10 protein-coding genes are annotated in these 13,712 nt (G+C 59.9%); 7 read left to right on the top strand and 3 right to left on the bottom strand.

Going from position 1 to position 13,712, the window contains the following annotated elements:
• The first annotated feature begins 60 nt into the window (after nt 1-60).
• From BX592_RS08495 to BX592_RS08510, 4 genes are all read left to right on the top strand, one after another.
• Nucleotides 61-1,350, top strand: a complete 1,290-nt coding sequence (locus tag BX592_RS08495) for an MFS transporter (protein ID WP_134191218.1) — start codon at nt 61-63, stop codon at nt 1,348-1,350.
• Between the two features lie 158 nt (nt 1,351-1,508).
• Nucleotides 1,509-2,291, top strand: coding sequence for an enoyl-CoA hydratase/isomerase family protein (locus BX592_RS08500; RefSeq protein ID WP_134191219.1), 783 nt, complete (start codon nt 1,509-1,511; stop codon nt 2,289-2,291).
• A gap of 1 nt (nt 2,292) precedes the next feature.
• On the top strand, nt 2,293-3,531 hold the full coding sequence (locus BX592_RS08505; protein ID WP_243849398.1) for a CaiB/BaiF CoA transferase family protein: 1,239 nt from the start codon (nt 2,293-2,295) through the stop codon (nt 3,529-3,531).
• A 185-nt stretch (nt 3,532-3,716) separates the two neighbouring features.
• Complete coding sequence (locus BX592_RS08510) at nt 3,717-5,288, top strand: methyl-accepting chemotaxis protein (RefSeq protein ID WP_134191220.1); 1,572 nt, start codon at nt 3,717-3,719, stop codon at nt 5,286-5,288.
• A 102-nt stretch (nt 5,289-5,390) separates the two neighbouring features.
• Here the strand turns inward: BX592_RS08510 and BX592_RS08515 are convergent, their stop codons facing one another.
• The 3 genes from BX592_RS08515 to BX592_RS08525 are packed head-to-tail and all read right to left on the bottom strand — an operon-like array spanning nt 5,391 to nt 7,206.
• Entirely contained in the window at nt 5,391-6,158 is a 768-nt protein-coding gene (locus BX592_RS08515; protein ID WP_134191221.1) for an energy transducer TonB, read from the bottom strand.
• Nucleotides 6,155-6,574 (bottom strand): ExbD/TolR family protein, encoded by a 420-nt coding sequence (locus BX592_RS08520; RefSeq protein ID WP_134191222.1) that lies wholly within the window; start codon nt 6,572-6,574, stop codon nt 6,155-6,157. Before BX592_RS08520 ends, BX592_RS08515 begins: the two co-directional genes overlap by 4 nt.
• 20 nt (nt 6,575-6,594) lie before the next feature.
• Nucleotides 6,595-7,206: a MotA/TolQ/ExbB proton channel family protein gene (locus BX592_RS08525; protein ID WP_134191223.1), complete on the bottom strand. Its 612-nt coding sequence runs from the start codon at nt 7,204-7,206 to the stop codon at nt 6,595-6,597.
• Between the two features lie 1,060 nt (nt 7,207-8,266).
• On the opposite strand from BX592_RS08525, the gene BX592_RS08530 reads away from it, so the two are divergent.
• From BX592_RS08530 to oppB, 3 genes are all read left to right on the top strand, one after another.
• A complete protein-coding gene (locus tag BX592_RS08530) occupies nt 8,267-10,927 on the top strand; it encodes a TonB-dependent receptor plug domain-containing protein (RefSeq protein WP_377681578.1) in 2,661 nt (886 codons plus the stop codon).
• Nucleotides 10,928-11,151: 224 nt separating this feature from the next.
• Complete coding sequence (locus tag BX592_RS08535; protein ID WP_243849427.1) at nt 11,152-12,753, top strand: peptide ABC transporter substrate-binding protein; 1,602 nt, start codon at nt 11,152-11,154, stop codon at nt 12,751-12,753.
• A 16-nt stretch (nt 12,754-12,769) separates the two neighbouring features.
• Nucleotides 12,770-13,708 (top strand): oligopeptide ABC transporter permease OppB, encoded by a 939-nt coding sequence (gene oppB, locus BX592_RS08540; protein WP_134191226.1) that lies wholly within the window; start codon nt 12,770-12,772, stop codon nt 13,706-13,708.
• Nucleotides 13,709-13,712 lie beyond the last annotated feature (4 nt).

Consider the following 13,712-nt stretch of genomic DNA (forward strand, 5'->3'; position numbering starts at 1 on the left):
TTCGATGCCTTCGGTGTGCGCTCGCACGTCGCGGGACTTCGCACACAACTATGGGAGAGGATGATGTTCCGTCGAGCCACGACGCGCGTTCTATTGCTTCTCTGCGCGATGTATTTCATCACGTATATCGACCGGGTCAACGTCAGCACCGCCGCCAGCGCGTTCGGCGCGGAACTGGGCCTGAATCACACGCAAGTCGGTTTTGTATTTTCCGCGTTTGCCTATCCGTACCTGATCTTCCAGATTATCGGCGGCTGGGTGGGTGACCGTTTCGGACCGCGCCGCACGCTGGGTATCTGCGCGGTGATCTGGGCGGGCGCGACCGTGCTGACGGGTCTCGCGGGCGGATTCGCATCGATGATCGTCGCGCGTTTGCTGCTGGGCCTCGGCGAGGGTGCAACGTTCCCGACCGCGACGCGCGCGATGTCGAACTGGATGCGTGCCGATCAGCGCGGGTACGCGCAGGGGATCACGCACGCGGCTTCGCGAATCGGCAATGCAGTCGCGCCGCCGCTGATCGTCTGGTTGATGGTCGCGACCAACTGGCGTGGCGCGTTCATCATTACCGGTATTGTGAGTTTCCTGTGGGCGGTCGTGTGGATCTGGTACTTCCGCGACAACCCGCGCGAGCATCCGCGTATTACGGATAGCGAAACTGCGAAGCTGTCCGCGTATAGCGGCGCCAAGCAGCGTACGCCGGTGCCGTGGCGCGCCCTGGTCGGCCGCATGGCGCCCGTTACCGCGGTGTACTTCTGCTATGGCTGGGTGCTGTGGTTGTTCCTCGGCTGGATTCCGCAGTACTTCCTGCACAACTATCACATGGACCTGAAGAAGTCCGCGCTGTTCGCGTCGAGTGTGTTTTTCGCCGGCGTGATCGGCGACTACCTCGGCGGTCTGGTGACCGATCGCATTCTGCGTTCGAGCGGCAATGTGCGGCTTGCGCGTAACGTGATGGTCGGTGTGTGCATGTTTCTGACGCTGCTGTCGCTGGCGCCGATCATGCTGATCCCGAACATTACGATCACGATGGCGGCGCTGTGCCTGGCGGGCGGCTTCTTCTTCAACGAAATGACGATCGGGCCGATGTGGGCCGTGCCGATGGATATCGCGCCGAAGCATGCGGGTACCGCGAGCGGCATCATGAACACCGGTTCGGCGCTGGCGGCGATTATCAGCCCGGTGGTCGGCGGCTGGCTGATCGATCTCACCGGTAACTGGAATCTGCCGTTCACGGTGTCGATGATTTTGATGGCGCTCGGTATCCTGCTGTCGTTCACGATGCGACCTGACCGTGTGCTCGGCATCGACGGTAACGAAGTCACCGCGAAAGACGCGCGCAAGTTCGTTTGACACCAGCGCCAGGCATTCACGCGCCGCACGGGAGTCTCGTGCGGCGCGCATGATGCCCGGGCGCATCTATGAAGGGCCGCCAGCCGTGGGCGCTGCGCATGGCCCTGTCTCCAGCCACCTGACACGACAGTGACAGTGATTTTATCCAGGGAGACGATATGGCTGAACTCACCATTTCTATCGAACGCGACGGGACGATCGCGACGGTCACCATCGACCGTGCTGCGAAGCTCAACGCGATGACCAAAGACCTGTGGCGCATGCTCGGCGAACGCATCGACGAATTGTCGGCGGACGACGGGCTGCGCTGCATCGTGTTGCGCGGCGCGGGCGAGAAAGCGTTTTCGCCGGGCAACGATATCGGCGAATTCGCGACCGATCGCTCGGACGTCGAGCAGGCGCGCACCTATGGCGCGCTAATGCATAGAACGCTCAATTCGCTCAAAGCGTGCCGGCATCCACTGGTCGCGATGATTCACGGTATTTGCGTCGGCGGCGGGCTTGAGATCGCGGCAATGTGCGATTTGCGCATTTGCGGCACGTCGAGCCGCTTCGGTGTGCCGATCAAGAATCTTGGGCTCGTGATGGCGCATGCGGAGCTCGAAGGGCTGGTGCGTCTTGCCGGCCCTGCCGTTGCGCTGGAAATCCTGCTGGAAGGGCGTATCTTCGATGCACAGGAAGCCTTTGCGAAAGGCCTCGTCACGCGCGTGGTGCCCGATGCCGAAGTGACCGCGCGCACGTACGAAACCGCACAGCGAATTGCCGACGGCGCGCCGCTGGTTGCCCGCTGGCACAAGCAGTTCGTGAAGCGCGTGATGGATACCGCGCCTCTGACGCCGGCCGAACGCGACGAAGGCTTTGCGTGCTTCGGCACTGAAGACTTCCGTACCGGTTATCGCGCGTTTCTCGACAAGGTCAAACCTGAATTCAAGGGACGTTGACATGGCAGACACGAAAACACAACCCACGGCGGGCGCTGGTCCGCTCGCCGGTATGCGCGTGATCGAGCTCGCGCACATCATGTCCGGGCCAATCTGCGGAATGATGCTCGCGGATATGGGCGCGGACGTGATCAAGGTCGAGAAAATTCCGGGCGGCGATGACTGCCGCCGCTTTGCGCCGATTACTGATGGTGGCGAATCGGCGTCGTTCATGATCGTCAACCGCAACAAGCGCGGCATCGCACTGAATCTGAAGACCGAAGGCGGCAAGGAAGTGCTGCGCAAAATGCTCGCGAGCGCGGATGTGGTGACCGAGAACTATCGTGGCGGCACGATGGAAAAACTCGGCATGGGTTACGACGCACTGAAGCTTGCGAATCCGGGCCTGATTTATTGCGCGATTTCGGGTTTTGGCCGCAGTGGTCCATACGCGGAAAAAGGCGGTTTCGATCTGATCGCGCAAGGCATGAGCGGCCTGATGAGCATGACCGGCGAGCCGGGCCAGGCGCCGATCAAGGCCGGTTCGCCGGTGACGGATATCAACGCGGGCATTCTTGCCGCGCTTGGCATCTGTGCCGCCTATGCGAACAAACAGCGGACCGGGCGCGGGCAGATGGTGGACACGTCGTTGTTCGAAGCGGGCTTGCAACAGATGTACTGGGCGTTTGCGAACTATTTCGCGGACGGTACGGTGCTGCCGAAAGCAGGTTCGGCGAATCCGACCAGCGCGCCGTATCAGGCCTTTCGCACACGCGATGGCTGGATCAATATCGGCGCCGCAAATCAGAGCAACTATGAGCGGCTTGTCGGTGTGCTGCAAATCCCAAATCTTGAGCGTGACGAACGCTTTAAAACGAATGCGGGGCGTTTGCAGCATCGCGAAGCACTGGTTGAGATTTTGACCGCGCGTCTCGTTGAACGCACAACGACCGAATGGCTTGCCGTGTTCGATGAAATCGGCTTGCCGTCGGGGCCGGTGCTCGAGGTGCCTGAAGCCGTTGCCCATGAGCAGGCAGTGGCGCGCGGGATGATCGTCGAGACGCAGCATCCCATCGCAGGAAAGATGCGTGGGCTCGGTCTGCCGATTCATTTTTCCGAAGGCTGCACGCGCGAATCGCGCGCTGCGCCGCTATTCGGCCAGCATACAAGCGAGGTGCTACGCGAATATGGCTTCGACGATGCGCGTATTCATGCGTTAAAAGAAGAAGGGGCCGTGCTGGAAAGCGTGGTCGCTGCATAGCGTAACGGTCGATTTTGGGTTGTCGCGGCGCCGGCGCGTCGCATAACGGGGCAACCACGAAGACAACCATGGGGCGGCATCGGCACGTAGAGCTAAAGTTTTGTAAGCAACGTGCCGATGACCGTAAGGAGTGCCGCGAAGGTAACTTATTCAATGCGGCACCTGTCTGTTCACGCCGGATAATCATGTCAAAGAACCTGTCGATAAGAACTTGCCTGACCGTCATGGTGGTTGCGTTCGCAATCACTTTGATGGTGGGCGCAGCCATTGGGCTTGCCGCGTTGCGTTCGGAGAACCACGCGCTTCAACAAACCTATACCGTCGATACACCCGCGGTCGCGAATCTGGAAAGCAGTGCTGGGCAGCTGTTGCGTCTGCGTCTTGCGCTGGCAACCTATGCATCGTTGACCGACCTGCACGATGCAAAGGGTGCTGACGCGGTGCTCAAGCGCTCGGACACCTACCTCGAGATTTCGAACGACAAGCTGAAGAAATATCTCGCTGCAGCAGTGGACAGCGACGAAGCGCGCAATCAGATTCAACTGATGCAGGCTGCGCGCGACACGTTGCTCAAGGAAGGCATCGAACCCGGATTGGCCGCATTGCGCGCCGGCGACAGGGATACATTTCTGCAGATTCAGGCGTACAAGCTCCCGAAACTCTATAGCGCATTCGAAAAGGCGATGCTCGCGGTCGAGAAGGTGCAAATGGACCAGGGCGAAGATCGTTACCGGAAAGCGCAGGACGAGTTCCGCCTCGTCATGATGCTGGTGGCGGTCGGCCTTGTGGCGGCGCTTGCACTGTCGTGGTTGATGCGCTTTGTGTTGCTGCGCGCAATCGTTAGACCGGCCGATGCGGCGATCAAGCATTTCGAGCGTATTTCGGCGGGCGATCTGAGTGGCCGGATTGTCGTCGACAGCAGCAATGAAATGGGTATGTTGACGGCTGCGTTAAAGCGCATGCAGGAGTCGCTGATCTCGACCGTCGGCAATGTGCGGGGCGGCGTGCAGTCGATTCACACCGGCGTGAGCGAAATTGCCGCGGGCAATGCGAATCTGTCGCAGCGTACCGAGGAACAAGCGGCGTCGCTCGAAGAAACGGTCGCGAGCATCGAGCAGCTGAGTTCGACGCTCAAGCAAACGGCGGACAATGCAAAGGTCGCGAGTTCGCTGGCAACGGGTGCGTCTTCGCTTGCGAGCCAGGGTGGAGATTTGACGCGCGACGTGGTCGGTGCAATGGAAAATATCGTGACCGATTCGCACAAGATTGGCGAAATCGTCGGCGTGATCGAAGGCATCGCGTTCCAGACGAATATTCTCGCGCTCAATGCCGCGGTTGAAGCGGCGCGGGCGGGTGAGAATGGCCGTGGTTTTGCGGTGGTTGCGAGCGAAGTGCGCTCGCTTGCGCAGCGTAGTGCGTCGGCGGCAAAGGAGATCAAGGACCTGATTGGCGAATCGACCGGACGTATCGAATCCGGCGCGCAACTGGTGACGCGTTCGGGTGAGACGATGCGCGAGATTCTCGATTCGATCACGCGGGTGAGCGCGATTATGGGCGAGATCGAAACGGCATCGTCCGAGCAAAGCGCGGGGATCGGGCAGATCAATGTCGCGATCGCGCAGATGGATCAGGTGACGCAGCAGAATGCGGCTTTGGTGGAACAGGCGGCGGCAGCGGCCGGAGCGCTGGAGGATCAGGCGAACCGGTTGAATGCAGCGGTGGCGATATTTGAGTTGGGTGGGTCTAGCCGCCACTAGAATGCGCGCGCCGGCTCATAGCCGGCGCGCGAACATCCGAATCAGCGCAGAACTGCAGGTCCGCAGTCCCACGCTACGAGCCACAGATCATCGGCGTCGGCCCTACTCATCATCCGACGCCGTGGTCTTGAACGAAAATTCCACTTCGCCGACATAAGGCTCCGCGTTTTTCTCGCACTTATACGCACGTCCTGCCGCAATAACCGCCTGATTGAACACGGAAGTCGGCGGCGTCACGCGTACGATCTTCACGTCACCGACGCTACCATCCGTATTAATCGCCAGATGTGCGATCACGTCCGCGGAAATCCCATCCTGCAGCGCTTTGCGCGGAATCTGCGGCTGCACCGACTGGCAATGACCACGACCGTCGACCACACCATGCAGCGCCGGCGGGGCAGTGGGCGCCGCGCCCGCTCCGGCGGTCGGTGTCGACGGCGCTGACGTCGCAGGCGCCGTGGCCAATGCCGGCGCGTTCTGCGCAGGGTCCGCCGCAGCCGGAATGACCGCTTCCTTCTGCACCGGCGCAGGCTTCGCAGGCGGTGGCTTCGGTGTCGGCAACGGCTTTGGCTGAATCTTTTGCACCGGTTTCTGCGGCACGGGCGGTGCCGGCGGCGGCTCCAGCTTCTTGACCTCGGGCGGCGGAGGCGGTGGTGCGATCTGCACACGCATTTCCTTCGGCGCAGGCGGTGGCTCCTGCTGGAACTTCACCCGCGACAAGCCCGCAATCAGCAGCACTTCAACCAGAAGCGCAACGCCGATCGCAGTCTTCATCGAAAGACCGTTATGACGCGCGGGCGCGGACGAAGCCCAAAGCGCGCCGGACAGCGGCCGTCGCGGTACGTTCGTATCGATAGCTGGCGAGTTCATGTGGTCGGATTCGTTGCCAGTGCGACCGAACTGATGCCCGCCGCGCGCACCAGGTCCATCACCTTGACGATGTTCTTGTAGCTCGTGCCCTCATCGCCCGCGATCGCGACGTCGACTTTCTTCGAGTCGTGCACCAGCTCCTGCAGATGCGCGGTAAGGGCCTCCGGCGTGATTTCCTTTGCGTCCAGATAAAGCTGATCGCTCTTCGTGACACCGATCGATACCTTGACGGTCTGCTGCAGTTGCTCGGCGGTGCTCGATTGCGGCAAGTCCAGCTTGATGCCCGCGCCCTGGATCATCTTCAACGTTGCGAGCATGAAGAACACCAGCAGGAACATCATGATGTCGATCATCGGGATAATCTCGATGCGGGCCTTCTCTTCGCCGCCGAGATAGTGATTGCGATGGTTGCGCATGATTCTGTCCTCCTCGTCGCTTACGCGGCAAAGCGCGATACGAGCAACGATTTGATCAGGTCGAACTGGTTGACCGTCATCCGGATCCGCTTGTTGAAGTAATTGAGGAACACCACGCAGATGATCGCGATGGTCAGGCCGCACGCGGTCGCGGTCAGCGCGTGACCAATACCGCCCGTCACGCCGTTCGGGTTCGCGGTGCCGCTGGTGCCGAGTACATTGAACGATTCGACCATCCCGATGATCGTGCCAAGCAATCCGAGCAACGGCCCAAGCGTGACAGCAGTGTCGAGAATCCACAGGTTGCGATCGAGGCGCGGCAACTGGAACATGATCGTCTCCTCGATCTCGCGTTCGACTAGCGCTTCGCTCTTGCCCTTCGCCTTCATCGCGGTTCTGACCAGTTCGGCCTGCACGGTGCGGCTGTAGTGTTCAGCGACCTTTGCAGCATCGTCGGGATTAGCCGGATCGACGAGCTTCAGATCGTGCTCGAGCGTATGGCCCGCACGTACCGCTCGCGAAAAGAACATGAAGCGTTCGATGATGATCGCGATGCCGATCAGAAAGATAAACGCGAGCAGCGGGATGAGACCCATCGACTGGATCGAGTAGGTGATAAGCGTGTTCAGCACTGCGGACTCCTGTTGGCACGTAACGGCCGTTGCATAACGGCAGGGTTTTCTCGTTGTCGGTTCCCTTGTGGGTAGCCGGCTTGAAAGCAGGCGCAAGCAATGCAAATGGCGTACCAGCGGAAAGCCATTTGTCGTCGTTTGGAGATGTGCGACGAATCGCTGAAAGGAAAAGATCAAGGTGCCACGGGCTTTAGCGGGATGTCCTCATGCAGCCAGCATCGCTTTAAAGCGCGATGTCGCGCGTGCAATCGGCGGATTGAATCATCAATGCGAGATCCCGCCAAAAGAAGATTCCTGGAATTGCAAAGCGTGATTAAAGATTTCGTGGTGCTGATTTGGTGCGAATGATTACAAAAGCAGCGACATGGTGCAAAACCACTATTCGCCCTAGACATGTTTCTTACAAATATTTTAATGGGAAAGGTTGCTAAAACGAGAATGTAAAGGCGCCAAACGTAGATGTGGCGGGCTAAACAACATGTAATTACAAATAAATTACAATTATATATTACAGCGGTTTTCTGCTCGATTTCGGTGAATTAATCGAATCCGGATAATCCTAAATCCAATGCACCGCTTCGAAAATTAACGCATTCGGCAGGTGCGGATAATGCACCACATCTGAAATAGAATAAAAATTCTAAAGGTCGGTGCACACAACGCTTTTGATTTGCGTTGTGTTATTCGCGCGAAAGAGCGGAGGCCGGCTTCCATTCGTCTTCATCGCACGCCAACGAAAGCGCGATCAATCAAACACTTGCATGGAAATCAATAGCGCTGGACGAAGCGGTTGTGTCTGCAACTTGCTTTAAGTTGGCATGCGACCTGCTTACGCTGCGCTCGCTTTAGAAACCAGTACGCACTCGACACGATCGGCAAAGCGTTCTGGACGGGACGTGCGGGACCTGGGGGTAAGGACCGGCGGCGACGAACTCGCTGTTCACAACGGACTTCGCACGGCTGCACGGCGCGCAACTCGCGCGCCGTGCGGATCGTTCAATAAAGGTAGCCTCAACAACAAGCAGGAGAGCAAGTGAAGAAGAAGAAATTGGTCTCGGCGATGACGAGAATCATAGGTGCCGAGCTCGTGTTGACGGCAGCTTGCATACCGGTCGCGTATGCGCAAAGTCAACCGGATAGCGCCGCCGCCCCCGCAGCAGCGGCAAGCAGCGCACCGGCCGCGTCGGCGCCGGTCAGCAAACTGGAAAAAGTGGAAGTCACCGGTTCGCTGATCCGCACGTCGGACAAGGTCGGCAATATCGAAGTTCAAACCATCACCCCGAAGGAAATCCAGCAAAGCGGTTACACGACGGTTGCCGATTTTTTGCGCGGCCTGGCGGCGAACTCCGGCAGCAGCTGGTCGCAATCGACGATGAACAGTTCCGCGCCCGGCGGCGCCGGCATCGCGCTGCGTGGCCTGAGCGAGAAGTACACGCTGGTGCTGGTCGACGGCCAGCGCGTTGCAAACTACGCGGTGCCGGTAAACTTCACCGATACGTTCTTCGACGTCAACGCAATTCCGCTTAATATCGTCGACCACATCGAGGTGGTGAAGACGGGCTCCGTGTCGGAATACGGCTCGGATGCGATTGCGGGCGTGGTGAACATCATCACGAAGAAGAATTTCCAGGGCTTGCAGATCGATGCGCAGGCTGGCAAGACCCAGCATCCGGGCGACGGCCAGGGCAGCTTCAGCGTGCTCGGTGGCTTCGGCGACCTGAACGCGGACCGCTTCAACATCACGGGTGCGGCCAGCTGGTATCGCGACTCCGGCTCGACGCTGGCGGACCGCTCGATGACTGCGAATCAGGACTTCTCGCAGTTTCCCGGCGGCCACATGGCTCCGCTCGGGCCAAACCAGCAGTCGAATTGGGAGCTTGCGGACGGCAGCACCGCGCCGATCAATCCGTGTCCGCCGAATACGAATTCGAACGGCCAGGTGTGCGTGCACAACCCGGCGTCGCAGACCTCGCTAATGCCGCAGATCACGCGCCTGAACGCGAAGTTGCACGGCGCATTCAAGATTAACGACGACACCCAGGCGTACGCGGACCTGTGGTTTAGTCACGATGAGAACGTTCAGTTGCAAGGGCCTGCGGCGATCAGTAGCCTGTCGAATGTGTTCGACCCGGCGACGGGCTCGGTGGCGCCGATCTCGCGGACCGTCCCGGCGAGCAATCCGTTCAACCCGTTTGGCGTTCCGACTGACATCAACTACACGTTCCCCGGTCATACGATCGTCGCGGATACCGTATCGACGTTCTGGAAGGCGTCGACGGGCGTAAAGGGCGCGTTTACCACGCCCAAGATCGGCGACTGGGACTGGTCGGTCGATTACGGCCATTCGCAAAGCACGGTCGATACGAGTTACTCGAACGAGTTGAGCGTCGCGGGGGTGCAGAACATTCTCCAGAACGGCGTGTTCAACTTCGCGAACCCGGCAGCGACGCCGAACGGCACCAATGGTTTGTTTCTGACCGATGATCAACAGGCGATCTCGAAGCTCGACGACGTGACCGCAAAGATGTCGACGGGCAATCTGTTCACGTTGCCGACTGGCAACGTCGGCCTTGGCCTCGGCACCGAGTTCCGCCATGAAAGCTCGCTGATCAACCCGCGCACGCTGTCGTCGCAGGGCATCGTTACGCCGGCGCAAGTGCAGACGGTCGACGGTACGCGCAATGTCGCAGCGGTCTACTACCAGGTCGACATTCCGATTGTGCGTAACTTGACGTTCACGCAATCGGGACGCTACGACCATTACAGCGATTTTGGCGGCGCTTTCTCGCCAAACTTCGCGTTGCGTTTCCAGCCAGTCCAGGCATTCACCGCGTATGCATCGTATGCCCGAGGCTTCCGCGCGCCGACGCTGGTCGAGAACTCGCAAGCGGTGTATCTCGCGCACCAGAACCTGACCGATCCGAACGACCCGAGCGGCACGCCGACCAAGCACTTCACGACCGAGCAGGTCAACGGCAACCCGGATTTGCAGCCGGAGCATACGAAGAACTACACCATCGGCTTCCAGCTATCGCCGGACCGTTCGACCGATATCGGCGCGGCGTTCTACAAAATTCATATTGACGGTGTGATCGGCACGAACGATCCGAACGCGGTGCTGCATGCAAACGATCCGTCGACCGTGGTCCGCAATCCGGACGGCTCGATCCGCTTTATCAACCAGCAGTTCGTGAATCTCGGTTCGCTGGATACTGATGGCTTCGACTTCAACTTCCGCAAGTCGGTCGGCACGAAGTACGGCACGTTTACGCTCGCAGGCGATTGGGCGTACGTGTGGCACTTCAAGCTGGATCAGCCGGGCGCGCCGACGCAGGATTTCGCCGGCAACAACCTGGCGTTCCTGCAGCCGTTCGGCGCAAGCAATCCGCGCTGGAAGGGCAATACGAGCCTTACCTGGGACTATCGCAAGTTCACCACGACGCTCACGTGGCAGTACACGGGGCCGTACACGAACGCGGTGGCGGCGGAATTCGGCGATGGCGGCACGCTGGCGGTCGCATCGTATAGCCAGTTCAACCTGATCGCGACGTATACGGGCTTCAAGCACTGGACGATTTACGGCGGGATCACGAACCTATTCGACCGCTCGCCGCCGTTCGACGTCGAATGGCAGGCGCAACCGGACATCACCGGTTACGACCAGTCGCTTTACACCGACCTGGGACGTACTTTCCAGATCGGCGCGACGTATCGCTTCTAAGCGAAGCGTGGTAGCACGCCGGCGTGCAGTTTGCCGGCGGCAGTGCGGTGCTGTTGATGTTGATGTGAATCTCCTCTCGCCCTTTCGGTATCGGATGAAGGGGCTTGGCGGCGGTGCTGCGCGCACCGCCGGCTTTTTTCGTTTGATGGCTCCGGATCGACGCAGGCGCGCAGCATGGTCCGTTTGTGGAGTTTCCGTTGGAATTGCCTATGAAATTAAAGCTGATGTTCGCGACGGCGCTCGGCGCGCTCGTCATGTCGGCGGCAGGTCGCGCGCCGGCTGTCACCCTTCCCGCCGGCGTCACGCTGGCCGCGCAGCAGGAACTGACGCGCGATGCGCAAATCGAGGTCGAATCGCTCGACCCCGCCCATATCGAAACCGTGATCACCAGTACGATCGGCAGCGATCTGTTCGAAGGTCTTACGCGCGTCGACGCGGCGGGCAACGTCGCGCCCGGTGTCGCGACATCGTGGGAGCGCACCGCGCCCGATACATGGGTTTTCAAGCTGCGTCACGATGCGCGCTGGAGCAACGGACAGCCGGTCACTGCAGCCGACTTTGTCTATTCATGGCAGCGGGTCGCCGACCCGAAAACAGGCTCGAAATATACGATCCTTGTCGAGTTCGTCAAGAACGCGCGGGCGATCATCGCGGGCAAGGCGGCGCCGACGACGCTCGGCGTGCGTGCGATCGACCCGTACACGCTCGAAGTGAAGACCGAGACGCCTGTGTCATTTTTCCTCGACGTGGTTGCAAAGGTGAATATGGCGCCGGTCAATCGCGACACGGTGGCGAAGTTCGGCTCTGCATGGACGCGTGCCGGCAATATGGTCAGCAACGGCGCGTATGTGCTGAGCGACTGGCAACCGAACAACCATATCGTGATGGTGAAGAACGGCCAGTACTGGGATGCCAAAGACGTCGCCATTACCAAGGTGACGTACCTGCCAATCGAAAGCGACGAAACCGCGCAGCGGATGTATCAGGCCGGACAGTTCGACTTTACGTACACGATTCCATCTGGCATTTACACGCAGCTGCGCAAGCAGTTCGGCAGTGAGCTGAAATCCAGTCCGACGCTTGGCACTTACTACTTCACGCTGAACAATCAGGACCCCGCGTTGCGCGACAAACGCGTGCGGCAGGCGCTATCGATGGTGGTCGATCGCGATCTGCTGACTGCGCGGCTGCTGCAGTCGGGCCAACAACCGGCGTATGGTCTGGTGGTGAAGGGCACGAAGGGCGCCGAGCCGTTCATACCGGATTGGGCATCGTGGCCGATGCAAAAGCGTGTCGATTTTGCGCGTGGCCTGATGAAGCAAGCGGGCTACTCCGACGCGAAACCGCTTACGCTGACGCTGACGTACAACACGAACGACGAAAACAAGAAAATCTCGCTGTTCCTCGCATCCGAATGGCGCACGAAGCTCGGTGTGAACACGAAGCTGGAGAACGTCGAATACAAGGTGCTGCTCAAGATGCGCCATGACGGCAAGACGCAGGTCGCGCGCAACGGCTGGTATATCGACTACAACGATGCAACGTCCTTCCTCGACCTCGTACGCTGCAACAGTCCTCAAAATGACGCGCAGTATTGCAATCCGCAAGTCGACGCGTTGATCGACCAGGGCAACCAGCAACTCGATGAAGCGAAACGGGCCGCGCTGCTGACTCAGGCGCACGTACTCGCGATGAACGACTATCCAGTCATTCCGCTCTATCAGTATTCGAATAACCGGCTCGTGAAGCCCTACGTAGGCGGCTATTCGCTGGCGAACTACCTCGACCAGCGCCTGACGCAGGATATGTACATCGTCAAACACTGAGCAACGGAGCGCGCTGATGTTCGCTTATACGCTACGCCGTACGCTGTGGGCGATTCCGACCGTGCTGGCCGTGATCACCCTCTGCTATCTGTTGCTGCATCTCACACCAGGCGGGCCGTTCGACGCTGAACGCAAATTATCGTCGGCGGTGATGCAGAACCTGAACGCGAAATACCACCTCGATGAACCGTTGTGGCGCCAGTATCTGCGTTACCTCGGCGCACTGCTGCACGGTGATCTTGGGCCGTCGTTCCGCTACAGCGACTGGACCGTCAACGATCTCGTACGCAAGGCGTTGCCGGTCAGTCTCGGCGTCGGCGGTATTTCGGTGCCAATCGCGCTTGTGCTCGGCGTGGGTTTCGGCACGCTCGCCGCAGTGCGGCGCAACAGCCTGATCGATTACGGCGTGATGGTGCTTGGCAATATCGGCAACGTGGTGCCGTCGTTCGTGCTGGGCCCGGTGCTCGTATGGATTTTCGCGATTCTTCTGCACACCGCGAGCGGGCACGGCTGGTTGCCCGCTGGCGGCTGGGGCGACGGCGCATGGTCATACCGCGTGCTGCCTGTCGCGTTGCTCACGGTGGTCAACATGGCGACGATTGCCCGCGTGATGCGCGGCAGCATGATTGAAGTGCTGTCGGGCAACTTCATTCGCACCGCGCGAGCGAAAGGGCTGCCGACACGCACGATCGTCTTGCGTCATGCGATGAAGCCCGCGTTGATGCCGGTCGTGTCGCTGTTGGGCTCGGTATGCATTTCGTCGATTACCGCCGCGATCGTCACCGAATCGGTGTTCGCGTTGCCGGGGCTGGGTCAGCTCGTCGTGAACGGCGCGATCAATCGCGACTACACGCTCGTGCTCGGTCTCGTCGTGCTGACCACGGTCGCGGCCGTTCTGTTCAATCTGCTCGTCGATCTTGCGTACGCATGGCTCGACCCGCGCATCCGGTACTGACTTT

The sequence above is a fragment of the Paraburkholderia rhizosphaerae genome (genome assembly GCF_004366595.1).
Taxonomy (GTDB): Bacteria; Pseudomonadota; Gammaproteobacteria; order Burkholderiales; family Burkholderiaceae; genus Paraburkholderia; species Paraburkholderia rhizosphaerae.